The following is a 26,141-nucleotide window of genomic DNA, read 5'->3' as shown; positions in this document are numbered from 1 at the left end:
TGCCATGACCTCACGCCGCGACTTCCTGCAGATCGCCGCCGCCACCGCGGCCCTGGTGCCGACGGGCTGGACCCGCGCCTTCGCCCAGCAGCGCCTGACCCAGGACGACCTCCTGGCCTTCGAGCCGATGGGCAACGTCACCCTGGTCCATCTCACCGACATCCACGCGCAGTTGCGGCCCGTGCTGTTCCGCGAGCCCTCGACCAACCTCGGGATGGGCGAGGCGCGCGGTCAGGTCCCCCACGTCACCGGACGCGCCTACCTCGACCTCTACGGCATCCCCGGCGGCTCGCCGCTGGCCTATGCGCTCACGCCGGAGGACTACGTCGCGCTGGCCCGCAGCTATGGCCGGATGGGCGGCCTCGACCGGATCGCCACGGTGCTCGACGCGATCCGCGCCGAGCGAGGCGACAAGGTGCTGTTCCTGGACGGCGGCGACACTTGGCAGAACAGCTACACCTCGATGGTGAGCAAGGGCCAGGACATGGTCGACTGCATGGCGCTGCTGAAGCCCGACGCCATGACGGGCCACTGGGAGTTCACCCTCGGCACCGAACGGGTTAAGGAGATCGTGGACGGGCTCGGCTGCCCGTTCCTGGGCCAGAACGTTCGCGACGCCGAATGGAACGAGCCGGCCTTCGAGGCCACGAAGATGTTCGAGCGCGGCGGCGCGAAGGTCGCGGTGATCGGGCAGGCCTTTCCCTACACGCCCATCGCCAACCCTCGCTGGATGATCCCCGGCTGGTCCTTCGGCATCCGCGAGGAGGACGTGCAAGCGAGCGTCGACAAGGCCCGGAAGGAGGGCGCCGACCTCGTCGTGCTGCTCTCCCACAACGGCTTCGACGTGGACCGCAAGCTCGCCTCGCGGGTGAAGGGAATCGACGTCGTACTCACCGGACACACGCACGACGCGCTGCCTCAGGCGGTAAAGGTCGGCAACACCCTACTCATCGCCTCGGGCAGCCACGGCAAGTTCCTCACCCGCGTCGACCTCGACGTGCGGGACGGGGCCGTGAAGGGCTACCGTTCGAAGCTCATCCCGATCTTCTCCGATATCATCGCCCCAGAGAAGACGATGGCGGCCAAGATCCGGTCGATCCGTGCGCCCCACGAGGCGATGCTGAAGGAGGAACTCGGCCGGACCGAGGCCCTGCTCTACCGGCGGGGCAACTTCAACGGCACGCTCGACGACATGATCTGCGATGCGCTCCTGTCCGAGCGAGAGGCTGAGATTGCCCTCTCGCCCGGCTTCCGCTGGGGCACGACCCTCCTGCCCGGCCAGTCGATAACCCGCGAGGACGTCTACAACGCCACCGCCATCACCTACCCGGCGGCTTATCGGATGCCGATGACCGGCGCCCGGCTGAAGGAGGTGCTGGAGGACGTGGCCGACAACCTCTTCAACGCCGATCCGTACTACCAGCAAGGTGGCGACATGGTGCGGGTGGGCGGCGTGTCCTACGCCATCGACGTCGCTCGCCCGGCCGGCAGCCGCATCTCAGACCTCACCCTCCTGCGCACCGGCAAACCCATCGAGGCTGGCACCAGCTACACCGTGGCAGGATGGGCGAGCGTCAACGAGGGCACCGACGGCCCGCCGATCTGGGACGTCGTCTCCTCGCACATCAAGGCCAAGGGAACGGTGAACCCGACGCCCGCGCAGGTCACCGTCCGTGGCGCCTAGTCGTCTCCAATATATTCACACATTGCTATACTTGAAACAGTTCGGAGAGGCCGATGTCTGAACCGAAGCCGCGCCCCGATCCGTCCGGGCCAACCTCTCGAAGATCCTTCCTGCGCACCGGCCTCGCCCTCGGCGGAGCGGTCGGCACGGGGGCTTTTGCGGGCCGCGCAGCCGCCGCGCCGGACGCGAAGAACCTTCCGCCGAGCGTACCGGAATGGTCGCAGTCGCTCGGTGAGGGTGTCGTCAGCCGGCCCTACGGCCGCCCGTCGAAGTTCGAGGTGGACGTGATCCGCCGCGACGTCGAATGGCTGACCGCCTCGCGCCAGAGTTCGGTCAGCTTCACGCCGCTGCACCAGCTGGAGGGAATCATCACCCCGAACGGCCTGGGCTTCGAGCGCCACCATGGCGGCATCGCCGAGATCGATCCGTCCGAGCATCGGTTGATGATCCACGGCCTCGTCGAGAAGCCGCTGATGCTGACGCTGGAGGACATCAAGCGCTTCCCCCGCGTCAACCGGATCGCGTTCCTCGAATGCGCGGCCAATTCCGGCATGGAGTGGAAGGGCGCGCAGCTCAACGGCTGTCAGTTCACCCACGGCATGATCCACTGCGTCATGTACACGGGCGTCCCGCTCAAGCGCTTGCTCGAAGAAGCCGGTCTCAAGACCAACGCCAAGTGGCTGTTGCCGGAGGGCGCCGACGCCGCGGCGATGACCCGCTCCGTGCCGATCGAGAAAGCGTTCGACGACGCCATCGTCGCCTACGCCATGAACGGAGAGGCGCTCTATCCCGAGCACGGCTATCCGCTCCGCCTCGTCCTGCCGGGATGGCAAGGCAACATGTGGGTGAAGTGGCTGCGCCGGATCAAGGTCGGCGACGAGCCCTGGCACACCCGCGAGGAGACGTCGAAGTACACGGCACTCATGCCGGACGGTCAGGCGCGGCGCTTCACCTGGGCCATGGACGCGAAGTCCGTCATCACCAATCCGAGTCCGCAGGCGCCCATCCACGGTAAGGGCTTCACCGTGCTTTCGGGCTTGGCGTGGTCGGGGCGGGGCGCGATCAAGGGCGTGGACGTCTCGCTCGATGGCGGCCGCAACTGGCGGGCCGCGCGGCTCGACGGGCCGGTCCTCGATAAGGCGCTGACGCGTTTCTATTATGAGTTCGACTGGAACGGCGATCCGCTGCTGATCCAGTCCCGCGCCATGGACGAGACCGGCTACGTCCAGCCGACCAAGGCGGCCCTGCGCCAACACCGCGGCCTGAACTCGATCTACCACAACAACGGCATCCAGACCTGGCACGTGCTGCCCAGCGGGGAGATCGAGAATGTCGAGGTCGCGTAACCGTCTTTCGGCCGCCCTTGCGACCGTCCTCCTCGCGGCCACGCCGGTGGCGGCGGAGCGTCTGAACATCGGCCGCGTCGCGACGCCGGAGGAGATCAAGGGCTGGGACATTGACGTGCGGCCGGACGGCCAGGGGCTTCCTGTCGGCAAGGGAACCGCGGCGCTCGGCGAGACGGTCTTCCAGGAGCGCTGCGCCAGCTGCCATGGCGAGTTCGGCGAGGGCGCGGGACGGTGGCCGGAGCTCGCCGGTGGGTCCGGCACGTTGAAGTCCGACAGTCCGGTTAAGACCATCGGGTCCTACTGGCCCTACGCCTCGACCGTCTTCGATTTCATTCACCGGGCAATGCCGTTCGGCGCGGCACAGACCCTCACGCCGGACGAGACATACTCGGTCACCGCCTATCTCCTCTATCTCAACGACATTCTGAAGGATCAGGACTTCGAGCTGAACGAGAAGAACCTCGCCAGCATCCGCCTGCCTAACGAGAAAAACTTCTTCATGGACGACCGCGAGACGGCGGAGAAGGAGTTCTGGACGGCCAAGCCCTGCATGACGAACTGCCTGCCGAAGGAAGCGTCCATCACGAGCCGCGCTCGCATCCTCGACGTGACGCCAGACAAGGCTGCCGAACCCGCGAAGAAGGCCCCGCCGGTCCAATGACGAGCCGTCCCAACTCCGCGGGAACGCGCTGCGACAGGCGGTTGTTCTTGGGTGGCCTCGCAGCGGGCTTCGCGGGCGCGTGGCCCGTCCGCCGCGCTTCGGCGAACCAGACAGCGGCGCTCAGGGTCGGCGCCGCCTCCGTGGAGACGGCGAGCGACGGCACGCTGTCCTCCTCCCTCGCCTTCATGCTGCCCGACACGCCGCGCGCGGAAGTTGAAGCCGTCTTTAAGGCCGAGGGTCAGCCCGCGGAGGCCACCCCGATTCCGACGAACCCGAGCCTCGTTCGGATCGGCTCGGAAGTCATTCTGATCGATGCCGGCTCGGGCAACTCGTTCCAGCCCACGGCCGGCAAGCTCGGCGAGACGCTGGAGAGCCGGAACATCTCACGTGAGGCGATCACCCAGGTGGTGTTCACGCACGCCCATCCCGATCATCTCTGGGGCGCGGTCGATGATTTCGACGACAGCGAACGGTTTCCCAATGCCCGCTACGTCGTGCCGGCCGCGGAATGGGATTTCTGGACCCGCGAGGATGTCGAGACCCGCGTACCGGATTGGCTTAAGGGCCTCTCCGTAGGCTCGCGACGGACCCTGCGACGCCTTGAGGCGAAGGTGGAGCGCCGTAAGCCCGGCGAAAGCATCGCTCCCGGCCTCACCTACGTCGCGACGCCGGGGCATACGCCCGGTCACGCCTCCGTCCTTGTCGAAGCCGGTCGGGAGCAGGTACTGATCGGCGGGGATGCCTTGAGCCACGCGGTTGTGTCGTTCCGCCGCCCCGCCTGGGCCTTCGGAAGCGATCTCGACCGTGACCTCGCGGCGCGTACCCGCCTCACCCTGCTGGACCGCTTGGCGAATGAGCGGATGACGCTTGTCGGCTTTCACCTCCCGAGCTCAGGCGTCGGACGTGTCGAGCGCGTTGGTGCGAGTTATCGCTTCGTACAAACCTGACGACACGATTTCGCAGGAATATTCCTGTCGGAACAGGACCGTTCGCGAACGGAGTGGACACGATGATGCTGTCGCGTAGGGGCGTGTCCGGACTGGCCGCGCTGATGGCTTGGCTCGTGGCGAGCAGGGCCTCGGCGACCCAATCGGCTGACCCCAAGACCCATCGGGTCGCACTGCAGGTCAGTTCTCGCGAGAACGGCGTGTTCGACCTCGCCCTCAACAACGCGGTCAATCTCGCACGCGAATACAGCAATCAGGCCGAGGAGCTTGAGGTCGAGATCGTTGCCTATGGGCCGGGTCTGCACATGCTGCGGGCCGACACATCGCCCGTGACGTCGAGGATCCACTCCATCACCGAGAGCGTGCCGGGAATCGTACTCTCGGCCTGCGGCAACACCATCAAAGCCATGGAGAAGGCAGAGGGGCACCCTCTGGAATTACTGCCACACGTCGGCATCGTTTCGGCTGGTGCAGTCCGTCTCGTGGCACTTCAGGAGGCAGGTTGGAGCTATCTCCGCGTTTGATCGCGCCGGGTCGCCGAAGGCTAGCCATTGGTTGGTCGCGAGACTGCCTCAGGGGTACATCGAGTGCACCGTTCACACATCCGCGTTTGGCGTAGTCCGCCTTCGGTCGCGCAGTAGCTGGTTCCTCGGCGCACACGACGCGCTCAAGGTTTTACAGGAACCGATGAATGCTCGGAATCGCCGTCCCCGCCGTGGCGCTGGCCATGGTCGTCGTCACGCCTGCCCTTGCGATTGAAGTGACGAAGAGCGTGATGGTGCCTGCATCGCCCGAAGCGGTCTGGAAGATGGTTGGCGGGTTTTGCGGCATCGGCAACTGGCACCTCGTCATCGAGAAGTGGGTGCTGTCTTAGAAAGGCGGCAGGCAGGAGTGAACATTGTCGATGAAGGGCAGTGACACCATCATGGAGGAAGAACAGTTCCGCGGCGACAAGAAGATAGACTACACATGCACGATAATCTCCCGCCCGCTGCCTGTGTAGAGCTATAAGTCCATGCTCATAGTGTAGAAGGACGGGAGCGGATCGAAGGTATCCTGGGCCGGAAACGTCAAGCCCAAGGGGGCCTTTGATGCTAAAGCCAAGGAGACAATTGCTGAAGTCTAGGAGGCGGGCCCGAGGGTCATCGCCGACAAGTCCCAGTAATCACGTCGGCAGGCGCAGAGATTTTGGGGCCGCTCTTTCGCACTTGGAGCGGGATCGGCCTAGATCAAAATCCGTCACCGTCGAGTAAGACGCGGATCACACCCAGGGCGTCGCCAACGTACTGCTACGCCCCGCAGCGACCTGACTGGGCGATCACATGGTGTTGCTTCGCGCCGAACCGTTCCTCTGACCTCCTATCTTCCAGGGCGACATCGAAGGGACGGTCGAGAATGCGACAGGTGAAGGTCAGGCTGATCGAGCCGGGGCTGCCGCCCCGGCGGACGCGCTTGAAAATTCCCGGTTGGGCGGGCGATCCGGAGCCCCGCACAGAAGGCTCGCAGGATTATGCCTGGCACTGCATCCCGCTCTTGGAAGCGGTCAAAGGCGGGATCGAGCTGTTCTACGCCTACGACGCCGAATTGGGCGTGAGCACCAGGGCCGCAAGACTGGTCTTTGAGGGAATTTCGCCGAGCCCGGCGGACCGGGACCGCAAAGGCCGCCGCTCTGGAGCTTCGGCGAGGCCTACTACGCCTATCGGATCCTCATCGACCTAAGGGTCGAGGAGAATTAGGTGATCAGGACCGAGATCCACCCACGCTTCTACACCGACTGGACCGGAACAGTGCCGGTCGCAATGCCGGCACTCATCCGGCACTGGGGGCCGACGATGTACTTCATGGTGTTCAAGGCCCCGGACGAAGGCCGCAGGCATATCTTCCGGAAGGACGAGCCGTTCATGCAGGTGTCCGTCGTCTCGGTTGAGGCCGATTTCGAGCTCATGGCGATGAACGAAGAGGAGGCGCCGAGCGCGAACTCCAATCGCGACGCATCTACCCCAGCCGCGAGACGCTGGCGGCGGACTCGCAGTGGACCTCGGCGACCCACACCGTGTTCGGCGGAACCTACCGGCGCATCCTAGGCGCCGCCAAGAGCCAGCGGTAAGGCTGGGCGGGGTGCGGAACCATCCACCCCGCCGCATCAGGCTCTGTACCCGTACGGCATGTCGCAGCAGTGATGGTGATGGTGGCGATGATAGTAGTATTGCGCCTGCTGTACCGTGGCCTCGCCCTAAGAGGCGGCAAGTAGCGGTTTGGCCTTCGCCGCGACCTCGTCCGGCTCCTTTAGGAGCGCCACAGCGTCGGGGATGGGCTTGGGCAGGTCGGCGTAGCTCTCGGCACGCATGGCCGCGGTTAGCACGGTCTGGGCAGGCATCGCGGCCTGTGCTGGGTCGGCGGCCGCGAGCAGGTTGACGGCCCCGATCAGGCAGCGACTGGCTTGTCCATCGACGGGAACCTCCCTTGAATGGCGCGGCCCGCCCCGGGAAAAGCGCGGACGGAAGCGCCGCCGGAAACACCACCTGCGGTAAAGCAGTTCCGGCTTGCCCAAGGCCAGGCAAGCACTTCTCCAACATGAGCATTGAAGTGCTTGCCGCCACTCGCTATTGTCGGTGCCGGCATTCGATGAAATTGATTTTAGTCAATTTCATTCACATCTTCAGTTGCTAAATGCAGCTCGACTACACACTGCATCGTCGTCGCAGACATGCGGCGTGTGCCTGCCGCTTTTCGAGGAGACTGCGATGGCGAGACGTTTGCGTTGGTTCCTGCTGGTTCAACTCGCGGTCGTGCCTGCAGCGTTCGCCCAGCAACCTGCGGCGTCACCGGACGCGCCGGCGTCCTTCGTCGAACCAACGAACGCGGCCCACCGGCACTGTTCCGGCTCGTGTCTGAAGACCGGCGCCCTGCAGTGGTTCTGCCGGCCCGACCAGACGTGCTCCATCGATTGCGCGACCGCGCCGCCGAAGATGCACTGCCACGATCCGCAGCGGTAGTCAGACGGCCTTGCCGACCAGGCTCCCGATTCCTGCCGTGACGGCCATGGCCAGTACGCCCCAGAAGGTCACCCGCGCCGTCGCCCGGGCGATGGGGGCGCCGCCCGCCTTGGCGCCGAGTCCCCCAAGCACCGCCAGGAATACCAGCGAGGCCCCCGACACCGTATAGACCGCGATGTTGCCGGGCGAGAGCGCCGCCGTCGCCAGGGGTAAGGCCGCGCCGGCCGAGAAGGTCGCCGCCGAGGTCAGCGCCGCCTGGACCGGCCGAGCCGTCGTGACCTCGGAGATGCCGAGCTCGTCCCGGGCATGGGCGCCGAGCGCATCCTTGGCCATCAGTTGTTCCGCGACCTGCAAGGCGAGCGCATGGTCGAGGCCCCGGTCGACGTAGATCCGCGCGAGTTCCTCCCACTCGGCGGCCGGGTCGTCGCCGAGCTCGCGCTGCTCGCGGGCGAGGTCGGCCTGCTCGGTGTCGGCCTGGGAACTCACCGAGACGTACTCGCCGGCCGCCATCGACATCGCGCCTGCCACGAGGCCCGCGCTGCCGGCGACGAGGATTTCACCCGTGTTGGCGGACGAGGCTGCCACACCCACGATCAGGCTCGCGGTGGAGACGAGGCCGTCATTTGCGCCGAGGACGGCGGCTCGCAGCCAGCCGATGCGGTCGATCAGGTGCCGCTCCTGGTGGACGGGTCGCATGGGCGTCAGGATCCCCGGGGCAGCATGCGGCGCAGGACGGCGTCGTGCCAGAGGTAGTGGTGCACGAGGGCGGCGACCGCGTGGAACAGGGCCAGGACCATCAGCACGTTGGCGGCCAACCCGTGCCAGTGAGTCAGGGGCCGCCGCCACTCCGGGTCGCCGATCTGCGGCAGGCTGACCGGGCCGAGGGAGACACCGCGCACGAAGGCGTTGGCGATGCCGAGGCCGACGATGACCAGCAGCAGGACGTAGAGCGCGGCGTGGGTCGCCTTCGCCAGGCGATGAAGGGGCCCAGGGTCATCGACCGGCAGGTCGCGGCCCCGGGCCCGCCGCCAGATGAGGAAGGCTACGACGAGGCCGGTGAGGACGAAGCCCAGGTCGAAATGGGCCGACCAGATGCCGGAGCGCAGGGCACTCTTTGGGACAAGGTCTTCGAGGAACGTCCCGACCAGCCATAGGCCGAGCACGAGCGCCGCGGTCAACCAATGCAGCGCGATGGTGCCGCCGTCGTATCTCGCCGTCGGCCGTGTCGTATCGTCGGGTGCATTCATGGTCGAGATCCTGCCTACGCCGGTGATGCTGCCGGGGGATGACGGTCGCCGACGGCTGGACCCGCCGGGGCTATGGCTCGCCTGCCCTTGGCGCTGATGAACCAGAGACCCTCCGGGTCCCGGCTCGACAGCCGCGGGCGGATCAACCCGCGTTCCCTCAGGGACCGGACCGTGCGCATCTCCCAGGGCTTGGGCGAGACAAGCGGTCCCTCCCGGTCGAGCCGGAGCAACATGGCTCGCTGGCCGGGCGTGAGGGGAGGCTGAGGCGTCGTTCGATCCCGGGGGCGCATCTCTAGTTTGGAATTAATATAAACTGATCGCGGGTCAAGGGGAAACCCCGCGCCTGACGGCGCGGGGTTGGCTGTCGTCAGGGCTTGGCGGGTGTTTGGGCCGGAGCCTGCTGGCCCTGCAGGTCGACCGGCTTGTTGTCGTTGAGGTCCCAGCCGGTGTTCGGGTCGGTGTGCGTCCGCTGGAGCTGCGCCCGCATCTGCCACTGGTACTTGGCGATCCCGTGCTCGACCTCCTGCAGCAGGTTCGACGTGGTGGGGTCGACGTCCTCGGTCGTCTTGATGGCCGCGTGCACCTCCTCGCCGACGCGCTTGTAGGCGTTGGTGAACCACACGAGGATCTGCGCATCGTCGAGGAAGCCGCCGGGAATCTCCGGCACGCCGGAAGTCTTCACGATGGTGTTCGCGCGCCCGTCGGCCGAGACGCCGACCGCGAGGAGGCGCTCGGCGATGGTGTCGGCGTACTTCGACAGGCCCTCGTAGTGCTCCTGCAGCAGGAGGTGCAGCGGGTAGTACAGGGTGCCCGATGCGTTCCAGTGCGCCTGCTTGGTCTGCAACTGGAGTTGCTGCAACTCGGTCAGGGTCTGCTGAAGGGCGGCGACGTCCTTCTTCATGCCCTCCTCGCCGGCACCGAGGTCGATGACCGGCTGGCGGCTGACCTCGTTCGTCGGGAATGCCCCGAGGGGCTGGCGGCTTGTCACCTGGGTCTGCGAGGACTGGCGAACGCCCTCGGTCTTGTTGCTAGGGCCCTGTGAACCCGCGGGCTGGGTCGCGGTGGTTTCCTGGGCGACCTGCATGCGCGCCAGGATCTGTGCGGCGGAGGGGGCGACCGCCTTGGCGGGGGTTGAGGCTGGGGCGGCCTCGCGTGCCAGGGCTGGTGTGAGCACGGTCGAGGCCAGGAGGAGCATGGCCGCCAGGGCGTGGATCGGACGGGTCATCGGGAACCTTGGGAACGCTGCATTGGGTGAGGTCCCGCACGCCTTCGGGCAGCCGGGAAGCCCTAGCTGGGACGAACACGGCCTCCCCCTCGTTCCGGTATGAACCCGAATTTAGGCACCGGGGATTCCTGCCCCGCTTGTCCCCTGGCGAGGTCTCGGCCATGTCACGGGAGCGTTTTCGGATAGGTTTCCGGAGGCCGTTCATTGCTTGACCTCATCGTCGGGCGCGCTGACGGGCGGCCTCGCCCGAGGGGAGCAAACCGTTGACGTCCACGCGGCGCTTCGAGGTGCGGTTGGCGACCCGCGACGGACGTCGGGTCCTGACGGCGCAGGCGGAGCGCGAGGTCGCGCTGATGGCCGAGTCGGTGATGAGGCGTTACGGCGACGACATCCTCGACGTGGGCTTTTCGGTCGCGGCCCCCGACCCGGCGGCGAGCCGGCGGATCGCCCTCTACCTCTCGACGCTGGTCAACGAACTCGACCCGGCTTGAGGTCTACGCCCCGGTTCTCGCGCGGGGCAGGTGGTTCCCAGGGTGGTGCGCAAGACACTCAACGGTGCATCGCCAGCATCCAGAAGGCCATAACGACCACCATCACGTTCTCGGTGAGCGGGACGAAGCCGAGCGGGACCTTGCTCGACCCGCCCACGCAGGCGCACTTGATGTCGCACTTGTCGAGATGGACCGCCTTTGAACACCGAGACTGAGTCTAAGCGGGCGCTGCGAGCGAGCCCCGCGGGGGTGCGGTTTCGCGACTTCGAGGCCGGGTATGAGGTTGCGCTGACCCGATACCCTGCGCGCGTGGCATCCGAGCGTCGGCCTTGACGCCCATCGCGCCCACTTGGTTGTCCCATTCGGATGCCACTTTGGGCGGGGCGCAGCGGGCGCCCGACGCAGCGTGGCCGGCTCGCGCCCCTACCGGAACCGGATCGGGCAGGGGCGGAGCGTTTCTTGAGACCGGATCGGCGGGTCAGGTGTCGACGCACGGTCGCGTAGCGGGAAGCGATTCCGGCTATCGAGGTCCGGCAGCGGATGCGCTGCCCGTCGGCCAGGATGCCGCCGGCAGTTCCGGGACGGCGTCGCGACAGGACCTGGCAATCCTCCGCATGCCCCGATCCCGCCTGTTGGAGGCGGCCGGCGATGCCGGCGTACCCAGCGCCCGTTCGATGTCGTCCAGCCGATCCGCCAGATCGGACAGGCGTCCGGCCAGGGCTTGGTCAGCCGGATGGGATGCCGGGGACATCAGGTCGGACATCGTCGCGAGTTCGACAGCGGCCGCGTCGGGAACCGCAGCGGCGACCTCAAAGGTCGCCGCCAGCAGGATCCCGATGCGTAGGGTCTCAAGCGTCGGAAGCCCGCGGTCCATGGCGGCCTTCACGGATCGGCCGGGCAAAGGCACCCGGACCGGCAGCGTCCTCGCGGCGGCTTCGGTGCCGCGTCCCTGCAGGCCATGCTTGGGCGATGCGGCAGGCCCATGAGGCCGCCCCGCCCCGAACGTCAGGAGCCACGGGCGCCGCGCGCAGCGATCGGATGCGTCCCGACGCTTCGCGCCGGACGCGAGCTCTCCGCCGGCAGCGTGACCGGCGGACCGCCTAGCGCGCCTGGCTTGCAGGGGGTCCCCTCCGGAGACCACGGCCACGTCGAGGTGGGTCCAGACGCCGCCCTCATGCAGGAAGCCGAGCGGGGCGACGAAGCCGACGTCGGCTTGGCCGCCGGCCGCGGCCCGCGCGAGCATCGCGGACATGTCCGCCCGGGATGCCGCCGCGTCCTCCATGGATGGACCGCAGGTCGGCCGCCCGATCTCGTGTCCGTCGATGACGGTCATGAACCGTCCTACGCACGCGAGCCCGCAGCTGGCCAACAGCGCGGCGTAAAGAGCGGAACCATCGTCAGAAAAGAACCCCACGACCATTGCCACCTCCGTCAGTGCACGCTCGAACCTCGCCCCCTGCGACGCTTATTTATACCATCAGTATAATACCTGCGACAAGGTGGCGGTGGCGCGGAGCCGACCCGAAGCCGTCATGAAGGTTACCGCAAACCTCCAGGATGCAGACAAATGACCTTGGGTCACGTCGCGTGGCTCGCGACGCCCAGGCGCTTGCTCCCGGGACGAGGCCATCACGCGAGGGCGACGCCGATGGGCGAGGCGAGACCCGCTGCCCGTAACGGTTCCTGGGGGGGACGGAGCAAGCCGGTCGCGCGGACGGCTGCCCGTGCGGATGCCGGATGCGCCCGACCGCCCGTCGAAACCGCGCCCTACCTGGGATGCGCCCGCGGCCTGAGGGTCATCTCATCGCGGATCGGGCTGCCGTCCAGCGGGGGCAACTTGAGCTTGGCGATGGCTCGACGCGCCGCGCGCATGTGCGGCCCCTCGCTGTATACGTCCAGGGTGATGCTGCTGCGCTTGTGCCCGACGATCGCGGAAATCATCTCGCCCGGCACCCCGGCCTGCTCCATGCGGCTGCTGAACCAGCGCCGGAAGGAGTGGAAATTCACCAGGGACCGCCGCTTGCCGGGCACCACCTCGTCGACCCCGACGCTTCGGCGGTATTCCGTGAACCGGTTCGAGGCCTTGAAGCTGCGCTCGCGCATCGAGTCGGCCTTCTTGACGGGGGGCCATTCCGGAAAAAGGTCGTCCTCGGGCTGCTTGCCGGCCGTTCGCCGGGCGACGAGTTCCGCCAGGTCGGCATGGATCGGGACGTAGCGGGCCGACGCCTCCTGCTTCTGAGGCTTGAACAGGAAGCAATTGTACGCCGTGTCGCGGACCTTCAGGTCGACGATGGCGTCGAGCCGCGCCCCGGTCAGCGCCCCGATCAGCATCAGGTCTCGCAGCTTCGGCGGGGCGGGCCCGCGGAGCAGGTCCGCGAGTTCACTGTCCTTGAAGGGCCTCTCCTTCTGGTCGTGCTTCTCCTTCGGGCCCTTGAGGCGGACGTTGGCGAACACGTTGCCCGACACGGCCGCCGTCCTCGGCACCATCCACTGCCAGTAGCCGGAGAGCCGGCCGATGTACTTGTTGAGCGTCACGTGGTGGAGGCCGGTCATCTCGACCAGCGCGTCGGCGAAGGCGTGCGCGCGCCTCACGTCGATCTCCTGAAGCGTGGCCGGGATGCGCTCGCGCTTGCACCATTCCTGCAGGAAACGCAGCGCGCGGGCGTCGTCCGCCCGGGTCCGGTCCTTGACGAAGAGCTGCTTGCGGTAGTCCTCGTGCATCAGGTCGACGGGAGTCGCCCGACCGTGCGAGATCGCCGAGAAGAGCATGGCCTTCTCGGTCTGCTCGGGAAGCGCCTCCTCGACCTCGTTCGGACCTTCCTCGGGATCTTCGACCCTGACCCAACGCGCGTCCTTCCAGCGGATCTCCGCATGGCGCTCGTAGACCGCCTCCTGAAACTCCTGCCAATCCTCGGCACTGCCGTTCCGCTTGAGTTCCTCGGCGACCTTCGAGAACTCAACGGCGATCTTCATGTCGTCCACGCCGGGGCGCCCCACCGCCTCCATGGCCTCCGCGATCCGCCGCTTGAAGCGCTCCACGTGCTTCCTCTTGAGCACGTTCGCCTCCCTGAGGCTGTCCGTGCCGAGATTGTGCACGAGCTTCGTGGCCCCGAGGGCGCGCCGCACCGGTACCGGAACCGAGACCGTGACCCGCCACGTACCGCCGTGCAATTCCAGGTAAGCCTTCTTCGGGTCGGGCGTGCGGGCCAAGACGTACTCCATGCGGAGCCCAGCGCGGCGACGCTTCACTCCTGCCAAGCGGGATGCCGGGCACCTCAGACAGTCAATCGTCGGTCCGCTGCAGTGTCGATGATGGGGCGAGTACCTTGATCCAACACTAACGCGTCGTGCTGCTGCCAACCGGCTCCGCCCCGGTCCCCAAGCCGGTCGCCGTGCTAGTCGTGGGCGAATAATTATACCGTAGATAAGAAACGATGGCCACCGCCCGGCGCGCAGCTAGGACCGATGCGCGTCGGCGAGAGCGAGCTCATGTCACTTCATGCCCAGCGAGATGCAGGGCCGATGACACGACCGGACCGTCATGCCGGTGCTTTGCTCCCTTTTGGCAGGACGCATCACGCGCCGAGGGGCGCCTCATACACCGGGATATGGATGTGGGTTTCTCCGGAAGCCTCGCGACCGTGCCGACGCGGGTATGCAGCAGCGCCCACAGGGTCCGAGTCCGGTTACGCGCTCTCAACCACGCCATCGCTTTTGCGGCGCGGGTAGCCTGGGCGTTCACGACTGCGAGTCTTGTTCCGTGCACCCTGTTCGCAACTTGGGGGGATACATGGACCAGCGGCTCCTGGCACAGCTAACCGGAATGGCCAACAAGCACGCTCAGGCGTTGAACGCCTTACCCGTTCGGGAACGCATGGAATACATGCGCTCGCTCGTCGGGTCGGCTGACTGTGCCTGGGCCGTGTTCCCGGACGGGGAGGGATCGGGCGTCCCGCACGTGATCCTCGTCAAGGGGAAGCGCGTGGGCCGGCGTATGGAGAAGTCCGGCCGCCTCAAGGGGAAGGTGACCGCGGTTCCATGCATCGACCGCTTCATGGCGGAGGCGTTGAACGATGCCTTCGGCGACGGGTCCACCACCTTGCCAGGAACTGCGCAACCCTCTCCTGAAGTCGCGGCCTTGCTGCGTGCGAACACGACCGAGATGCGCCGCCTTGTCGATGAGGCGAACCGAAACGGCGATCTCGTGAGGGACGGAAAGGTGACCGTGGAAGACCTTTTCCTCCGGGCCGACGTGGTGCACGCGGTCTGGTCGGACCCATCCTCTCCCGGTGGCGTCGGCAAGATGCTGGCCAAGGGCGAAGGCCGGCTCATGCTCATCAGCCAGGGCACCAAGGGCGTTCCCACCAGAACCGTGGCCCTCCGGTTCCTCGACCGCGTCCAGGCCGAGCAAGCTTGGCTCATTTACGGCGACGGACGCGGCGCGATGAGCCAGGCATCCTGAACCGGCCTTCGCGTTCGGCTTCACCCGTAGTCGCGGGCGAGCGGCGTGGCATTGCCGACCCGGGGTCACACGGGCCATCGGCACATGGGCTTGCGGTTCTCGCCGGGGACGACGGAGGCGGCATGACCTGCACGCGCCCGGGATCGAGGACGGTCGGCAGGCTTCGCGGTCTGCCACCCTCCTCAGGCGGACGAACGACGGCGCTGTCGCAACCCAAGAACGGTCCGATCAGGCCGGGGCGGTGAAACGCGTCGAACGGACCCCTGCCGTATCACGGACCGCGAACGCGCATGCTCCAAGGCAGAACAGGCACGCCGGCGAAGGCCGCTCCCTTGACCCGTGCGGCGCTTCGCACGAGGGCGAGGCTGTCCCTACACACGAACACGTCGATGCGTTGTTCCGGGGTGGGGCTCTCGAAGCGTCGCCGCTCCGGCATCCGAGCTGGATGGAACCACGACGGACCGGGTCGAGCATGACCGCGGGATCTGGCGGCGAAGGCCGCTGATCCCCATCCGAGGCGGGGAACCCCTGGCGGTGGTAGGACGAGGCCCAAGGATCCATAAATCCCATGGCCCTCCCAAGCCATCTCCCGACAAGTCACGGAGGGGAAAGAGTATTTTTCCAGTTCAATGGCTTAGCTCCGACCGGGGTAACGGTCCCCTCAGCTCCACCAGGTTTTCTTCGTGCAAGAAAGCCGAATGGTGGCAAAGACTTAGGAATCTAAGTCCCAAGTTCTAGACCCAATTAGACCCACGCCATTGGTCGTTTTAGACCCACGCTGGCGCTCGAAAAATATCCGCAGAACCGCACGATTTGTCCTTGGGGCAAAGGGCATTCCGGCCCGCGTATCGCGCATCCGAAGGCAGGCTTATGGATGGCCAATCGATAGGAGCGGAGATACGATTGGAACCCGGAGAGTAGGCGGTAGTCGTCGCCCTCCCCGTAGGTCGACGAGCGGATCGCGTTCACTAGGGCGGCCTCGTCTGTGACGTCCCACAAGTGGCGGTGATCCGGCTTCTCGCAGCGATTCCAGCGCGGCATTCTCCCCTTTCTCAGCTGTAAGCCGTCCATTAGGCCGGGACCCCGGTATTCACGAGCGCTTGCCTCCGCGCCGGGGCGGATTCAGAATCATGGGCATGGCCACGCCCCTCTCCGCCGACGCGCTTCTCGTGATCGCCTAATGGAAGGGCCGCCCCGACGCGGCCCTCCACGTGATCCATGACGTGTGCGTTCCGGCCGGAAGGATCGCCGACCATTCCATGATCCCCGCCGTCGAGGAGGCCCGTGAGGCGGGGCTCACCGACGTGGTCTGGGACGGCCACGTCCTCACGGACGCCGGTCGGGAGGTCCTGACCGCCATGCCGCTCGACGGCGAGTACGACTGCAACGCCGCCCTGCGTGCCCTCCCCGGCATGGAACCCCCGACGCGGCCGGCCGGCTTCGTCGAAGAGTGCTCCCGCTACCCGTCCGAGGACGGCCCTGGCGCCGGGGCGCGCGTCGAGCTCACCGTGCGCGTGCTCGTCGGGAGCGAGCGATCCACGGTTATCGAGGCCGACTCGAACTCGGCGCTTGCCCTGGCCCATGAGGTCCTCCCGCACGGGGCCAAGGCGGACCTCGCTGCCGCGGCCATCGAGGCCGCGATCAGGGCCCGCCTGCCGAGAGCGCCAGGGGGCGTGGCCGGGGGACTGCGGGAACCGGCGGGCGAGCCGATCGAGTAGGGCGGCCGAGGGGGTGGGACAGGTCACTGACGCCTCGCGCAGTCGGGCTTGCCGTCGGGTCCGAGGAGCGGGCTCATTCCCTGCTCCGCGGAAGTGTACCGGCAGCCGGTCTTCGGGTCCGTCCAGACGAGGACGCCCCCGTGCCGCTTCCCGCCCTCGCCCTCGCCCTCGCCAGGAATGTTGATGCCGACTGCGGCGATGCCGAACCCGGCAACGATGGTCGCCACCGCCAGAAGCGCTCCGAGAAACCCCGATACCATCTTCCCATCGTTCATCCCTTCCTCCTCATGGCCGCCTCGGCCCGCCTGCAGGAATCCCAGCACTCCGGCTCGCCGACCGTCCTGTCGCGGCAGGCGTTCTGGCAGCGCGCGTAGGCCGCTATGCCCCGGGCGAACCGGGACGCGTCCGGGTCGGCCGGCAGGTACCGGGCGACGGCCTCGCGGGCCGGGCCGGCGCGTCGGGAGTGGAGTGGCACATGCCGCGACGGGCTCCGGGTGGAGCAGGTTGAAGAGGTCCAAGGTCCGCGCAGCCTCGCACCAGTTGCCCCACGCCTTGGCCTTGGCTTCCTCGGACTCGGGCGTCATCTGCCCCGTCCGGCGGTCCCAGAGCTCGTGGGCGCGCGCCATCTTGATCTCGGCGATCACCTCGTCGAGGTGCGCGTGCAGACCCCGGCGGGCCAGGGCGATCATGTCGAATTCGGTGGGCTCGATCGTCATCAGGCCCTCTCCGTGCAGTCCGGGCACCGGACGGCGTTCTCGTCGTCCCCGAGCAGTCCGGTGTTGCCGCAGCGGTTGCACGCCCGTCCACCCAGGCGGCCCAGAACTCGTCGGAGGCCTTGCGCATCTCCTCGGCGTTCGCGAGCTCGGCCGCCTCGGATTCGAGCAGGCAGTCCGCGGCGTTCAGGCAGTAGCGCTTGATCGCGAACCGGCCGGTGTCCTCGTCGATGACGACGAGCGTGTCGTACCAGTCCCCGGCGCGATCCCGGAGCAGCCGCACATGTCGCAGACGTGCCCCTTGCGGGCGGTCTTCTGGTCCTCACGCAGGACCCGGTCGCCTACGAGCCGGCAATCGTCAGGGCAGTCGAGCATGGGTCACCCCTTCTGCATTGAGGGTCCCATCTTCCCAAGATTCGCACAGAGGCATCCGGGCAACACGAGCCGACCACCGAGACGAACCTTGCCGGGGCACATGTTACATTCGCAGGGTCTTTCGGCCGGATCACCCTGAGGAAGTAACACGCGGTCCCCGCCCAGGGATTCATCAACCAATACTGGATCGGCCTCTTGCGCCGGGAGTCTCCGCCCGGCATGTTGGCCTCATGAGCACGCTGTCGAAACCGAAACGCGCCTGACCTCCCCGCCGCCTTGAGCCCCCGCTCGGCGGCATGCGCGCCCCCGTTTCCAGCGAGATCTCCCCATGTCGAAGACCGCCCGCCGCGCGGCCCTGGCCGCCGTTCTCAAGCGCCTGCCCAGCTACACGAAGCCGAGGTGGCCGAAGCCGGGCGAGAAGCCCCACAACACGATCGAGCTCCTCAGCGGGGCCGAGTTCGAGGGCGGCGACCTTGTCCGCGACATCGGCACGTACCTGAGCCCGATGCTTGAGCCCTCGTGGCCGCACAAGATCCCGAAGCGCCTCCTGAACGCCATGAAGGGCCTGCGCTCCGACCCGTCCGTCGCCAGGATGCGCATGGTCGAGGAGGCGGCGCAGACCGTCCTCGACGACACCGATGCCGGGCGCGGCGCGATCCTCGGGCAGACCGTCCCGGTCGTCGAGGACATCGTGGAGCGAATGCTGGTCTACGCCGCGGCCTGCGGCTGCCAGCGGGCAGCCATGCGCTGTGCCGTGCTCTGCGCCCGGCACTGGCGGGGGCGTCCCACGAGCTTCGCCGACCCGGTGACGCACGGCTTCATGCTGTCGATGCTGGATTACCTGCACGCGGCCGACCTCCACATCCCCCTTGTGGACGTCCGCGGCTACGTTCAGGAATCGAGGCATCTCCAGATCTGGCAAGCGGACGGCGACGCGCGCCGGCTCGTCCACCTGCTCTCACTCGTGCAGGAAGCGATCGATACCCCGGAGCCGGGCGCATCGGCCCCGGACGATCCGGAGGACCGGGCGGCCATCCTGGAGGATCGGGCCGGCATCGTGCGGCAGGCGCCCCCGGTGTCGGAAGCGGAGCCCGACGACGGGGTTCTCTGGTTCAACGAGGACGGCCAGACCTACAGCGGCGCCGACCTGCCGCTCGCGCCGGGCATGATCGTGGTCGGCGACGTCGGCCATGTGAAGAAGGCCGGCAAGGGCGACAACGACCCGCTGAAGGATGCCGCGCCGATCATCGGCGTCCGCCTGCCGCTCGTCACGCCCCCGGCCGACCTCGCGGCAACGCGCGCCACGCTGCTGGCCGACGCGCCGCACGCCGAACGGATCGTCGACCGGCTGCTCCGTCCGCAGGCTTCCCGCGAGTTCGTCGGCAATCCGCCGGTCCTCATTTGGGGACCGCCCGGCGGCGGCAAGACCCGGCTGGCGCGCCGGTACGGCGAGGTCCTCGACCTGCAGCCGGCCGTCTACTCCATGGCCGGCGCGTCGGATGCCCTGACGCTCGCCGGGGTTCCGCGCGGCTGGTCGACCGGCGGGTTCTGCGCGCCGTTCCGGGATCTCCTGCGCACGAAGGTCGCCAACCCGCTCCTCGTCGTCGACGAGGTCGACAAGATCGGGACGGGCCGACACAACGGCAACGCGGCCGACGTGCTGGTCAACATGCTGGGCGTCGAGACGGCCGCCCGGTACCGGGACCCCTACCTCCAGGCTGATGTCGACCTGTCCCGCGTGCAGTGGATCCTGACGGCGAACTCGCTCGACTCGATCCCGCGGCCGCTGCTCGACCGGTGCCTCATCCTGCGCCTGGACGAGCCGGGCCCGCAACACCTGCGCCAGCTCGCGACCTCGATCCTCGCCGAGGTCCGTGCCGACCGGGGCCTGGACGAGCTCTGGGCGCCCAGCTTCGACGGCGTGGAATGGGCGGCGCTGGAGGCGAATTGGGCCAAGGGCGGCAGCCTGCGTGCCCTGCGGCGCCTCGTCGAGACGGTGCTCGACGCTCGCGAGTCGGGGCTCCGGCAATGAGCCCGGTCTTCTCAGAGCTCCGGCTCCTGCGCGAGGCGATCGAGGAGGACCTCGACCACCGACGCATCGACGAGAACCTGGGCCGGGGCGTCTACGGCTACGTGGGCTGCCTCATCCGCCTCGTCGAAGACGGTGACCGCGACCCCGCCCGGTCCCTGAACGAGGCCCGCTCGGCCGCGGGATTCCTGCGCGCCGTCCCCCGCCTGCCCGACCCCCGCCCGCGTATTTGGAGCGCCCCGTCATGCCTCGCGTGATCCCCGCCGAAGCGATGGCCTTCCTCACCGGCGCGCTCGACGAGGGCGCCATGGTCGGCATCCGGGTGACCGGCGTCGACCCGACCCCGGAGGGGCCCCGTATCCGGTTCGACGTGCCCCGCATGCGCCGGCGACGGGGCGACACCCGCCGGCTCCCGGACCGCGAGGCGATCGCGGAGCTCGTCAGCCGCATGGTCGCCCTGCGCTGGAAGGACAGTCCGGAGCCGCGGGCGATCTCGGAGCACCACCAGATGGACCTCGCGGCCGACCATCCGCAGGTCATCGGTGATTTTACGGAAACCGGGCCGGGCTGGCATTGGCTACTCTCCGCGACGGCCTCTTGGATTGAGGAGACCGGCATTCCCGAAGGTTTCGTGGCCTCCCAGATCAAGGAGAAGTTCGGAACCCTCAGGTTCTACTGGTGCGCTACCGGGAATGAGCTGCAAGCCAACCGCATCATCGAGGCGGCCGAGTGGATCTCCGGGGCGGTCTGCGAGACCTGCGGCGCGCCGGGGCGGACACGGCCCGGTGGCTGGATCAAGACGGCCTGCGATGCACACGCCAGGAAGCGTTGACGTGCACCGCAACCTGACTAGGCGCGCCTGGTCCGTGCGGGTCGGCCGTCGAGTCGTCGGGCACCTCCCGGCGATCGCACTGCGCGACGTCGTCCTCCGGTCCTCGGAAGCGGCCCGGCTCCGGTGCCTGCGCCTCGGGGCCCGCGACGTCCACGCTTGGGCCCGAGGCGTCCCGACCGACGCGCCCAGGCCTCCCGCCGCGGTCCGCTTCCGTTACCGGCTCGCCGAGCCCGGCTTCAGGCTCGCCGAAGGTCAGGTCCTCCTCGCCGCGGCAGCCGCCTGGTTCGAGGCCGATGGCAGCGCGTGGTGCCTTGCTTGCCCCGGTGCGAACGTACGCATCGGAGGGACCTGACATGGTGAAGCTGACCCGATACCCGCACCAGACCTTCGACCTAGCGCACCTCGACCGCGCCGGGCTGCTCGACGATTGGGAGCTCCGGCCCGAGCGCCGCGGCGACGGCTACGTGCTGCACGGCGTCGACGAGCGCGGGCTGCAGCGCGAGACCGGCTGCGTGCAGGGACTCGACACCGACGAGGGGTGGGCCTGGGCCTGGGGGACCGGCCTCGTCCGCCTCGGCTCGCCCCGGCATGCCCTTCCCACCGAAGGGGTGACCCTGTGAGGCTGCGCCCGCTCAACCCCGCCGAGATCCGCGCGATCGAGGAGCACCGGCGGCAGGTCCGGGAGGCCCTATCCCGCATGGCGGAGGGCCGGAGATTCGAGCACACGGACCTGCGATCGGCGCCGTTCCTCGACCGGTGGGAGCTGCGCGAGTCCCCGACCGTGCCGGGCGCGATCTGCCTCTCCGGGATCGCGTACGGGCATCCCAGCCGCGAGGACGGCCCGATCATCACGGCACCGATCCGGTACCGGACCGACACGTGGATGGAGACCGACGACGGCGTCCTCTTCATCCTCGGCCGCATGATCGAGCCGGAGCATCCGCGGATCCTCGACGGCCGCCGGGGCCGGGGCCGGCAGTTACCGGCGCACCCCGGCTTCGTGACCGGCACCCCCGACACCGACGAAGACGACCTCCCCCCGGTGGAGCCCTGAGCATGACCCGCGCTGACATCGAGGCCGCGTTTGAGGACCGGGACCGCCTCGCGGGCGGCTGGGAGCCCACGGGCCACGTCTGGGGCGACGCCCCGCTGCTGAACAGGTGGGCCTACGGCGTCCACCCCGTCACGGGCACGATGGCCCTCGTCGGCTTCCTCAACGGGCAGGCCAGGACCTGCGCGCCGGTCGTCGCCATGCTCACCGGCCCCGGCGGGATCGGGTGGTGCCGGACGCTGACGGGCTGGATCCGGCTGGTGCTGACGAGCGACGAGCTCCACCGCGAAGGCCGGCACCTGCTCCCGGCGCACGCCCGGGAGCTGGAGCTCGCCGCGTACGACGCCGGCTACCGTGCGCCGCGGCGGTCCCTCCGCCCCGACGGCCCGATCGGCACGGACGCCCGCTGGCACGAGGCGGCCGACTTCATCGAGAGGACGGCGAGGGACGCGGAGATTGGCTTCGCGGTCTTCTACGCCCGGCAGAAACGGCTGACCCTCGCCGAGGCCAGGAAGGCCTCGGAGGTATTCTGGCTGTCCCGCACGCTCACCTTCGATTGAGGCTCACCATGCGTATCGCGTTCCTCGCCGTGGCCCTGGCCGCGCTCTCCGGCCATGCCCAAGCCGGCCCCCGTCTGCCCGCGCCCGGGCTCTACTGCCCGGTTGGCCTGGGCGTCCCGCCGATCTCCGTCGGCGCCGACGGCGGCCTCGGGATCGATCTCCTGGATTGCGAGCGCGTGCGCCTGGAGCGCGGCCGGGCCCGGGCCGAGGCCTGCTTCGCGAACGGCGGCGCCAGCGTCGCGCTCGACACCGACCTGGTGGTCCGCCGGGACGGCACTCTGCTGCACGACGGCGTGATGTTCCGGCTCTACACCGGACCGCGTCCGTGCCCGGTGCCGTGATTCCTCACGGAGCAGATCTCCCTGAGGTTAGACCTTGCCGCGCACTTGGTAGGTCTCGACTAGGAAGGTTGCGACGGCGCCGGCCACGTTCACCGCGAGGCTGGCGTGCCGCGGCGACGGCCGGACGCGTGAGCGCTCTTCCGTCGACGGTTCGTCGGCGTGGGCGTCGGAAAAGCGGTTCCGCAGCGTGCCGAGTCCATTCACCAGGCTCATGGCCCCGCCGAGGATGGCCTTGATCGGCACGTCCCGGTGCTGGTCGGGGGCGAGCTTCAACCCTCCCGCGACCAGGCCGTAGAGCTTCGGCAGATCGTCCTTTGGGCCGTAGGAGATGCCGAGCCCATTCAGGATGTGCTTGCACACCGCTTCAACCAGAGTGCGCGCGACGGTGATGGCGCCCTCGGGGTCGGAGGTCCGGCGTGCGAGGGCCTTGGTCCAGACCGCATGCACTTCCTCGGGGTCGAAGCTGGCCAGCGCTGGGACCTGGCATCTACTCTACGGGTTCCGGGCAGGATCCGCTCCCCGTTGTCACAACCCCACGTTAACAGGGGGGCTTAGCCAAGCGTCAAGCTGACGATCGCACCCTCCCAGACGGCCGTGCGTTCGGTCGCGCACTGTGCTCCCTGTGCATACGCGTGAGGCGCGTAAGGTGTTCTTAACTGTAGATTGCGTTCAATCCTTGCCCTCGGTCGGCCTGATCTATTTGAGGTCGCCCCCTTGGCAGTGGAGCGCGCATGCACCTCGTCTTCGCGACGACCGCCGACGGTCGAGTCTATCCCGAGCATCCTGGCGGGGAGACAGGCTGCGTTGACGGTGCGGTGGTCGGTCCGGCCGGACTTCTCGATATCCTCGCAACGCGCCTGGGCCTCGGCGGCCCTCAGGTGCCGCCGGTCGTACGCATCGCGACATGGCAGAGGAAGTTGGAAGCCGCCGGTCGAGACGCGCCGCGGTTCTGGACGGCTTCGCTGGCGTCCGACGGGTGGGCGACGGCGCGACAGGTGCTGTCGTGGCGCGATGTCCTGGTCGAGGCGGGCTGGTCACCGACGCGGCTCGTAGATCCCCCGGTACGCTTGGCCGACCTCGCCGCCGCTGAGCAGGCCGATCCTGTCGTGCCGCGCGGGCGCGCCGATCTCCTCCGTGAGGTGATCACCACCATCGAGGGCGGTGCTCCGCTCGATATCGATCTCCTGGAGCTCGCGGAGCCTTCCGAGCTCCTGCCGCCCGGTTGGCGCCAGCTGGTCGACGCCATGGAAACGGCCGGAACAGTCGTGCGTCTCGTGAAGAGCTTCACGCCGGTCGACGTCGCCTCCGACATCGGTCGGCTGCACGTCTACCTGCGCACCGGTCTGCGCACTCCGCTGACCGGCGACGGAACCGTCTGCGACCTCTCGGCCACCTCGGCAATCGCGGCTGCCGAATGTGTGGCCGAGTGGCTCGCCTGTGAAAATGAGGCCGGCGCTGCAGGCGACACGGTCGTGATCGTGCCCGACGGTGACAGCAGCCTCCTCGACCAAGCCCTCTCCCGCCGTGGCCTGCCGCAGCTGGGTCTCTCCCCAGCCTCCTCTTTCCGCGGCGCGCTTCAGGTGCTGTCGCTGAGCTTCGCGTTGGCTTGGACCCCGGTGGATCCGAGCAAGCTCCTCGAACTTCTGCTTCTCCCCCGGCCGCCCATGCGTCGTTGGGCAGCTCGCACGTTGGCGCGCGCGCTCGCCAAGGAGCCCGGTATCGGCGGGCCCGCATGGCAACGCGCTTGGGAGCAGATCGAGGCTCGCCTGCATGAGGAATCGATGCACGCGGACGAGGGCAAGGACGCCCGGCAAGCCGCGGCAGAGGTCGCCCGGACACGCGACCGGTGGCGCGCCTGGACCAGCCTCGGGCAACACGACCGGAAGGCAGGTATGCCTGCACCGGACGCGATCGTCCTCTGCCGCCGCGTTCTCGAATGGGCGGTCGAACTCGATGCGGGCGGACGCGATCCGTTGCTGCTGTGCGTCGTCGGTGCGGCGCGCGCCCTCACGTCCGCACTGGATGCGCTCGGCCACTCACCGGTCACCGCCCTCCAGATCGACCGGATGATCGATCAGGCCATCGCGGACGGCCTGCCCGATCCGAACTGCCACGCGCAGGCAGGCCGCCTGCGCGCCGTGAGCAGTCCTGGCGGCTTATGGGGGAGCGCGCATCGCGTGGTCTGGTGGGACTTCGCCGGATCGGCATCATCCGCGGCACGGTTTCCGTGGAGCCTGAAGGAGCGCACCGCGCTTGAAGAGGCCGGGTGCTGCCCGGAGCCTGCCCAAACAGCGAACCGTCGTGAGGCCGCGCACTGGCAAGCCGCGGCATTGAACGCGCGATCGCTCTTCCTTGTCCGGCCCAGGCTAGACCGCGGGACCGAGGCCGCTCCGCACCCCTTCAGCCAGCAGCTCCACCCTCTCCTCAATCAGGCGCAGAATGCGCCCTCGGTCCGATCCGAAGCTGAGCGCCTTTTCGTCGAGGAGCGAGTTCCCCTCGCCGCACGCGAGGTGGTGCGTTCGTCGAGCGTTGCTGTCGACCTACCTCGCGCGCGATCCGCCTGGGACCTTCCGCCCGCGCTCGCGGCACGCGCGCAGGATACCGAACGCCGGGAGAGCGCGACGAGCTTGGAGGACCTTCTCACCTGCCAGTTGCGCTGGGTCCTGCAGCACGTCGCCGGTTTGAGGAAGGGCGGCACGCGCGAGATCCCAAAGCCGGAGCGCCTCTTCGGCAACCTCGCACATGCAGTGGCCGAGGCAGCCTTCCAGCCGGGAGAGATCCCAGACGCCGAGGTGGTGAGGATGCGGGCCGTGACGGCGCTTGACGGCTTGCTCCCGCTCATCGCCGCTCCCCTCCTGCTGCCGGGATACGCGCGAGAGCTGGCCTTCGCGCGGCAGCGCGTTCCTGACGCGCTCGCGAGCCTCTCCGCCATCCTGGCGCGGGGTGGCTTCGCGATCGAGGGCCTCGAGGTCGAGCACGAACACGACTTCGGAACCGTCAAGGTGGCAAGCCGTATCGACCTCGTGGTGCGTGGTCCCGATAGGGGCCGGGCCGTGGTCGATCTGAAATGGACGGAGAGCGGCGCGACCGCGCACCAAGCCAAGCTCGCCGAGGGGAGGGCAGTCCAGCTCGCCACCTACAGTCGCTTGGTCGAACCCAACGGAGCGGCCGCCCCCGCCGGATACTTCCTGCTCAGACAACAGCGCCTTCTCGCGGAGGAGGCCTCACCGCTGGCTCACGAGGAAATCAGCGTGTCCCGCGGCTTGGCGGAGACCTGGGACGTGGTCGTTCAGGACAGCAGCCGACTCGCCGCGCTGGCCCAGTCCGGACGTGGGATCGCCGCTGGAGTCCCCGGCGCGACCGAGCACCTGCCAGAAGACCTCGCCCTCACGCCAAGCCCCAAAGTCTGCGCGTACTGCGACATGACCCGCCTCTGCCGCTCCGTGTCCGTAGGATAGGCCCC

Annotated in this window: 27 protein-coding genes and 2 pseudogenes; 20 read left to right on the top strand and 9 right to left on the bottom strand. The window is 68.2% G+C overall.

Going from position 1 to position 26,141, the window contains the following annotated elements; genetic code table 11:
- Positions 1 to 4: 4 nt before the first annotated feature.
- From soxB to MFF24_RS29105, 7 genes and pseudogenes are all read left to right on the top strand, one after another.
- Positions 5 to 1,684 carry a thiosulfohydrolase SoxB gene (soxB, locus tag MFF24_RS23305; protein WP_003597858.1) on the top strand — a complete coding sequence of 560 codons (1,680 nt, stop codon included), beginning with the start codon at positions 5 to 7 and terminating at the stop codon, positions 1,682 to 1,684.
- 53 nt (positions 1,685 to 1,737) lie between these two features.
- The gene (soxC, locus tag MFF24_RS23300) at positions 1,738 to 3,030 is read left to right on the top strand and encodes a sulfite dehydrogenase (RefSeq protein ID WP_003597857.1); all 1,293 of its coding nucleotides are present in this window, start codon (positions 1,738 to 1,740) and stop codon (positions 3,028 to 3,030) included.
- Positions 3,014 to 3,691: a c-type cytochrome gene (locus tag MFF24_RS23295; protein WP_012455891.1), complete on the top strand. Its 678-nt coding sequence runs from the start codon at positions 3,014 to 3,016 to the stop codon at positions 3,689 to 3,691. The genes soxC and MFF24_RS23295 overlap by 17 nt, the downstream gene beginning before the upstream one ends.
- Positions 3,688 to 4,638: an MBL fold metallo-hydrolase gene (locus tag MFF24_RS23290; protein ID WP_012455892.1), complete on the top strand. Its 951-nt coding sequence runs from the start codon at positions 3,688 to 3,690 to the stop codon at positions 4,636 to 4,638. Before MFF24_RS23295 ends, MFF24_RS23290 begins: the two co-directional genes overlap by 4 nt.
- A gap of 62 nt (positions 4,639 to 4,700) precedes the next feature.
- Positions 4,701 to 5,162 carry a DsrE family protein gene (locus MFF24_RS23285; protein ID WP_003597852.1) on the top strand — a complete coding sequence of 154 codons (462 nt, stop codon included), beginning with the start codon at positions 4,701 to 4,703 and terminating at the stop codon, positions 5,160 to 5,162.
- A gap of 167 nt (positions 5,163 to 5,329) precedes the next feature.
- Positions 5,330 to 5,512, top strand: a complete 183-nt coding sequence (locus MFF24_RS23280) for an SRPBCC family protein (protein ID WP_017484328.1) — start codon at positions 5,330 to 5,332, stop codon at positions 5,510 to 5,512.
- Between the two features lie 521 nt (positions 5,513 to 6,033).
- A pseudogene (locus MFF24_RS29105) lies at positions 6,034 to 6,745 on the top strand (hypothetical protein).
- Between the two features lie 126 nt (positions 6,746 to 6,871).
- On the opposite strand, the gene MFF24_RS23270 reads toward MFF24_RS29105, so the two are convergent.
- Positions 6,872 to 7,015: a hypothetical protein gene (locus MFF24_RS23270; RefSeq protein WP_017484325.1), complete on the bottom strand. Its 144-nt coding sequence runs from the start codon at positions 7,013 to 7,015 to the stop codon at positions 6,872 to 6,874.
- A 367-nt stretch (positions 7,016 to 7,382) separates the two neighbouring features.
- Between MFF24_RS23270 and MFF24_RS23265 the strand changes: the two genes are divergently transcribed.
- Positions 7,383 to 7,634 (top strand): hypothetical protein, encoded by a 252-nt coding sequence (locus tag MFF24_RS23265; RefSeq protein WP_012455893.1) that lies wholly within the window; start codon positions 7,383 to 7,385, stop codon positions 7,632 to 7,634.
- On the opposite strand, the gene MFF24_RS23260 is transcribed toward MFF24_RS23265, so the two are convergent.
- The 3 genes from MFF24_RS23260 to MFF24_RS23250 all read right to left on the bottom strand — a co-directional run bounded on the left by MFF24_RS23260 (position 7,635) and on the right by MFF24_RS23250 (position 10,106).
- Positions 7,635 to 8,330, bottom strand: a complete 696-nt coding sequence (locus tag MFF24_RS23260; protein WP_012455894.1) for a VIT1/CCC1 transporter family protein — start codon at positions 8,328 to 8,330, stop codon at positions 7,635 to 7,637.
- 5 nt (positions 8,331 to 8,335) lie between these two features.
- Complete coding sequence (locus tag MFF24_RS23255; protein ID WP_012455895.1) at positions 8,336 to 8,881, bottom strand: cytochrome b; 546 nt, start codon at positions 8,879 to 8,881, stop codon at positions 8,336 to 8,338.
- A gap of 367 nt (positions 8,882 to 9,248) precedes the next feature.
- Entirely contained in the window at positions 9,249 to 10,106 is an 858-nt protein-coding gene (locus MFF24_RS23250) for a Dps family protein (protein ID WP_012455896.1), read from the bottom strand.
- Positions 10,107 to 10,369: 263 nt separating this feature from the next.
- Here MFF24_RS23250 and MFF24_RS23245 point away from each other — a divergent pair, with 263 nt between their 5' ends.
- Positions 10,370 to 10,597, top strand: coding sequence for a hypothetical protein (locus MFF24_RS23245; RefSeq protein WP_012455897.1), 228 nt, complete (start codon positions 10,370 to 10,372; stop codon positions 10,595 to 10,597).
- Positions 10,598 to 10,655: 58 nt separating this feature from the next.
- On the opposite strand, the pseudogene MFF24_RS23240 reads toward MFF24_RS23245, so the two are convergent.
- The 3 genes and pseudogenes from MFF24_RS23240 to MFF24_RS23230 form a co-directional block, all read right to left on the bottom strand.
- Positions 10,656 to 10,796, bottom strand: a pseudogene (locus MFF24_RS23240) (glutaredoxin); the annotation flags it as partial.
- A gap of 321 nt (positions 10,797 to 11,117) precedes the next feature.
- Positions 11,118 to 11,930 (bottom strand): hypothetical protein, encoded by an 813-nt coding sequence (locus tag MFF24_RS23235; protein ID WP_231343950.1) that lies wholly within the window; start codon positions 11,928 to 11,930, stop codon positions 11,118 to 11,120.
- 434 nt (positions 11,931 to 12,364) lie between these two features.
- Positions 12,365 to 13,819 carry a tyrosine-type recombinase/integrase gene (locus tag MFF24_RS23230; protein ID WP_017484323.1) on the bottom strand — a complete coding sequence of 485 codons (1,455 nt, stop codon included), beginning with the start codon at positions 13,817 to 13,819 and terminating at the stop codon, positions 12,365 to 12,367.
- Positions 13,820 to 14,387: 568 nt separating this feature from the next.
- On the opposite strand from MFF24_RS23230, the gene MFF24_RS23225 reads away from it, so the two are divergent.
- Positions 14,388 to 15,059, top strand: coding sequence for a hypothetical protein (locus MFF24_RS23225; protein ID WP_012455900.1), 672 nt, complete (start codon positions 14,388 to 14,390; stop codon positions 15,057 to 15,059).
- Positions 15,060 to 16,318: 1,259 nt separating this feature from the next.
- Complete coding sequence (locus tag MFF24_RS23220) at positions 16,319 to 16,777, top strand: hypothetical protein (protein WP_108943189.1); 459 nt, start codon at positions 16,319 to 16,321, stop codon at positions 16,775 to 16,777.
- A 23-nt stretch (positions 16,778 to 16,800) separates the two neighbouring features.
- On the opposite strand, the gene MFF24_RS23215 is transcribed toward MFF24_RS23220, so the two are convergent.
- Positions 16,801 to 17,493, bottom strand: a complete 693-nt coding sequence (locus MFF24_RS23215; RefSeq protein ID WP_238228343.1) for a hypothetical protein — start codon at positions 17,491 to 17,493, stop codon at positions 16,801 to 16,803.
- 700 nt (positions 17,494 to 18,193) lie between these two features.
- Here MFF24_RS23215 and MFF24_RS23210 point away from each other — a divergent pair.
- From MFF24_RS23210 to MFF24_RS23180, 8 genes are read left to right on the top strand one after another with little or no spacing between them, the layout of a single operon-like run.
- Complete coding sequence (locus MFF24_RS23210) at positions 18,194 to 19,897, top strand: AAA family ATPase (RefSeq protein WP_238228341.1); 1,704 nt, start codon at positions 18,194 to 18,196, stop codon at positions 19,895 to 19,897.
- On the top strand, positions 19,894 to 20,151 hold the full coding sequence (locus MFF24_RS23205; protein WP_108943185.1) for a hypothetical protein: 258 nt from the start codon (positions 19,894 to 19,896) through the stop codon (positions 20,149 to 20,151). The genes MFF24_RS23210 and MFF24_RS23205 overlap by 4 nt, the downstream gene beginning before the upstream one ends.
- The gene (locus MFF24_RS23200) at positions 20,139 to 20,726 is read left to right on the top strand and encodes a hypothetical protein (protein ID WP_238228339.1); all 588 of its coding nucleotides are present in this window, start codon (positions 20,139 to 20,141) and stop codon (positions 20,724 to 20,726) included. Before MFF24_RS23205 ends, MFF24_RS23200 begins: the two co-directional genes overlap by 13 nt.
- Positions 20,704 to 21,078 (top strand): L5-gp82 domain-containing phage-derived protein, encoded by a 375-nt coding sequence (locus tag MFF24_RS29160; RefSeq protein ID WP_444543586.1) that lies wholly within the window; start codon positions 20,704 to 20,706, stop codon positions 21,076 to 21,078. The genes MFF24_RS23200 and MFF24_RS29160 overlap by 23 nt, the downstream gene beginning before the upstream one ends.
- Before the next feature lies 1 nt (position 21,079).
- Positions 21,080 to 21,346 carry a hypothetical protein gene (locus tag MFF24_RS23195; protein WP_162940674.1) on the top strand — a complete coding sequence of 89 codons (267 nt, stop codon included), beginning with the start codon at positions 21,080 to 21,082 and terminating at the stop codon, positions 21,344 to 21,346.
- The gene (locus tag MFF24_RS23190; protein WP_238228330.1) at positions 21,343 to 21,780 is read left to right on the top strand and encodes a hypothetical protein; all 438 of its coding nucleotides are present in this window, start codon (positions 21,343 to 21,345) and stop codon (positions 21,778 to 21,780) included. Before MFF24_RS23195 ends, MFF24_RS23190 begins: the two co-directional genes overlap by 4 nt.
- 2 nt (positions 21,781 to 21,782) lie before the next feature.
- A complete protein-coding gene (locus MFF24_RS23185; protein ID WP_238228328.1) occupies positions 21,783 to 22,337 on the top strand; it encodes a hypothetical protein in 555 nt (184 codons plus the stop codon).
- An 8-nt stretch (positions 22,338 to 22,345) separates the two neighbouring features.
- Positions 22,346 to 22,678 carry a hypothetical protein gene (locus tag MFF24_RS23180; RefSeq protein WP_238228326.1) on the top strand — a complete coding sequence of 111 codons (333 nt, stop codon included), beginning with the start codon at positions 22,346 to 22,348 and terminating at the stop codon, positions 22,676 to 22,678.
- Between the two features lie 27 nt (positions 22,679 to 22,705).
- Here MFF24_RS23180 and MFF24_RS23175 read toward each other — a convergent pair whose 3' ends face one another.
- Positions 22,706 to 23,125 (bottom strand): abortive infection family protein, encoded by a 420-nt coding sequence (locus MFF24_RS23175; protein ID WP_238228324.1) that lies wholly within the window; start codon positions 23,123 to 23,125, stop codon positions 22,706 to 22,708.
- Positions 23,126 to 23,409: 284 nt separating this feature from the next.
- Between MFF24_RS23175 and MFF24_RS23170 the strand changes: the two genes are divergently transcribed.
- Positions 23,410 to 26,136 carry a PD-(D/E)XK nuclease family protein gene (locus MFF24_RS23170; protein WP_238228316.1) on the top strand — a complete coding sequence of 909 codons (2,727 nt, stop codon included), beginning with the start codon at positions 23,410 to 23,412 and terminating at the stop codon, positions 26,134 to 26,136.
- Positions 26,137 to 26,141 lie beyond the last annotated feature (5 nt).

Origin of the sequence: Methylorubrum aminovorans (assembly GCF_022179725.1) — a bacterium.
Classification (GTDB): Bacteria; Pseudomonadota; Alphaproteobacteria; order Rhizobiales; family Beijerinckiaceae; genus Methylobacterium; species Methylobacterium aminovorans.
The sequence above is the reverse complement of the archived record's forward strand: the minus strand, read 5'-3'. Positions and strand labels throughout refer to the sequence as shown.

Coding starts and splice junctions, on each gene's coding strand:
- MFF24_RS23280 (WP_017484328.1), top strand. CDS start 5,330: ATGCTCGGAATCGCCGTCCCCGCCGTGGCGCTGGCCATGGTCGTCGTC.
- MFF24_RS23205 (WP_108943185.1), top strand. CDS start 19,894: ATGAGCCCGGTCTTCTCAGAGCTCCGGCTCCTGCGCGAGGCGATCGAG.
- MFF24_RS23295 (WP_012455891.1), top strand. CDS start 3,014: ATGTCGAGGTCGCGTAACCGTCTTTCGGCCGCCCTTGCGACCGTCCTC.
- soxB (WP_003597858.1), top strand. CDS start 5: ATGACCTCACGCCGCGACTTCCTGCAGATCGCCGCCGCCACCGCGGCC.
- MFF24_RS23185 (WP_238228328.1), top strand. CDS start 21,783: ATGACCCGCGCTGACATCGAGGCCGCGTTTGAGGACCGGGACCGCCTC.
- MFF24_RS29160 (WP_444543586.1), top strand. CDS start 20,704: ATGCACACGCCAGGAAGCGTTGACGTGCACCGCAACCTGACTAGGCGC.
- MFF24_RS23215 (WP_238228343.1), bottom strand. CDS start 17,493: ATGACGATCGAGCCCACCGAATTCGACATGATCGCCCTGGCCCGCCGG.
- MFF24_RS23230 (WP_017484323.1), bottom strand. CDS start 13,819: ATGGAGTACGTCTTGGCCCGCACGCCCGACCCGAAGAAGGCTTACCTG.
- MFF24_RS23235 (WP_231343950.1), bottom strand. CDS start 11,930: ATGACCGTCATCGACGGACACGAGATCGGGCGGCCGACCTGCGGTCCA.
- MFF24_RS23180 (WP_238228326.1), top strand. CDS start 22,346: ATGCGTATCGCGTTCCTCGCCGTGGCCCTGGCCGCGCTCTCCGGCCAT.
- MFF24_RS23195 (WP_162940674.1), top strand. CDS start 21,080: ATGGTGAAGCTGACCCGATACCCGCACCAGACCTTCGACCTAGCGCAC.
- soxC (WP_003597857.1), top strand. CDS start 1,738: ATGTCTGAACCGAAGCCGCGCCCCGATCCGTCCGGGCCAACCTCTCGA.
- MFF24_RS23265 (WP_012455893.1), top strand. CDS start 7,383: ATGGCGAGACGTTTGCGTTGGTTCCTGCTGGTTCAACTCGCGGTCGTG.
- MFF24_RS23250 (WP_012455896.1), bottom strand. CDS start 10,106: ATGACCCGTCCGATCCACGCCCTGGCGGCCATGCTCCTCCTGGCCTCG.
- MFF24_RS23170 (WP_238228316.1), top strand. CDS start 23,410: ATGCACCTCGTCTTCGCGACGACCGCCGACGGTCGAGTCTATCCCGAG.
- MFF24_RS23290 (WP_012455892.1), top strand. CDS start 3,688: ATGACGAGCCGTCCCAACTCCGCGGGAACGCGCTGCGACAGGCGGTTG.
- MFF24_RS23225 (WP_012455900.1), top strand. CDS start 14,388: ATGGACCAGCGGCTCCTGGCACAGCTAACCGGAATGGCCAACAAGCAC.
- MFF24_RS23270 (WP_017484325.1), bottom strand. CDS start 7,015: ATGCCTGCCCAGACCGTGCTAACCGCGGCCATGCGTGCCGAGAGCTAC.
- MFF24_RS23255 (WP_012455895.1), bottom strand. CDS start 8,881: ATGAATGCACCCGACGATACGACACGGCCGACGGCGAGATACGACGGC.
- MFF24_RS23260 (WP_012455894.1), bottom strand. CDS start 8,330: ATGCGACCCGTCCACCAGGAGCGGCACCTGATCGACCGCATCGGCTGG.
- MFF24_RS23285 (WP_003597852.1), top strand. CDS start 4,701: ATGATGCTGTCGCGTAGGGGCGTGTCCGGACTGGCCGCGCTGATGGCT.
- MFF24_RS23200 (WP_238228339.1), top strand. CDS start 20,139: ATGCCTCGCGTGATCCCCGCCGAAGCGATGGCCTTCCTCACCGGCGCG.
- MFF24_RS23220 (WP_108943189.1), top strand. CDS start 16,319: ATGATCCCCGCCGTCGAGGAGGCCCGTGAGGCGGGGCTCACCGACGTG.
- MFF24_RS23210 (WP_238228341.1), top strand. CDS start 18,194: ATGTCGAAGACCGCCCGCCGCGCGGCCCTGGCCGCCGTTCTCAAGCGC.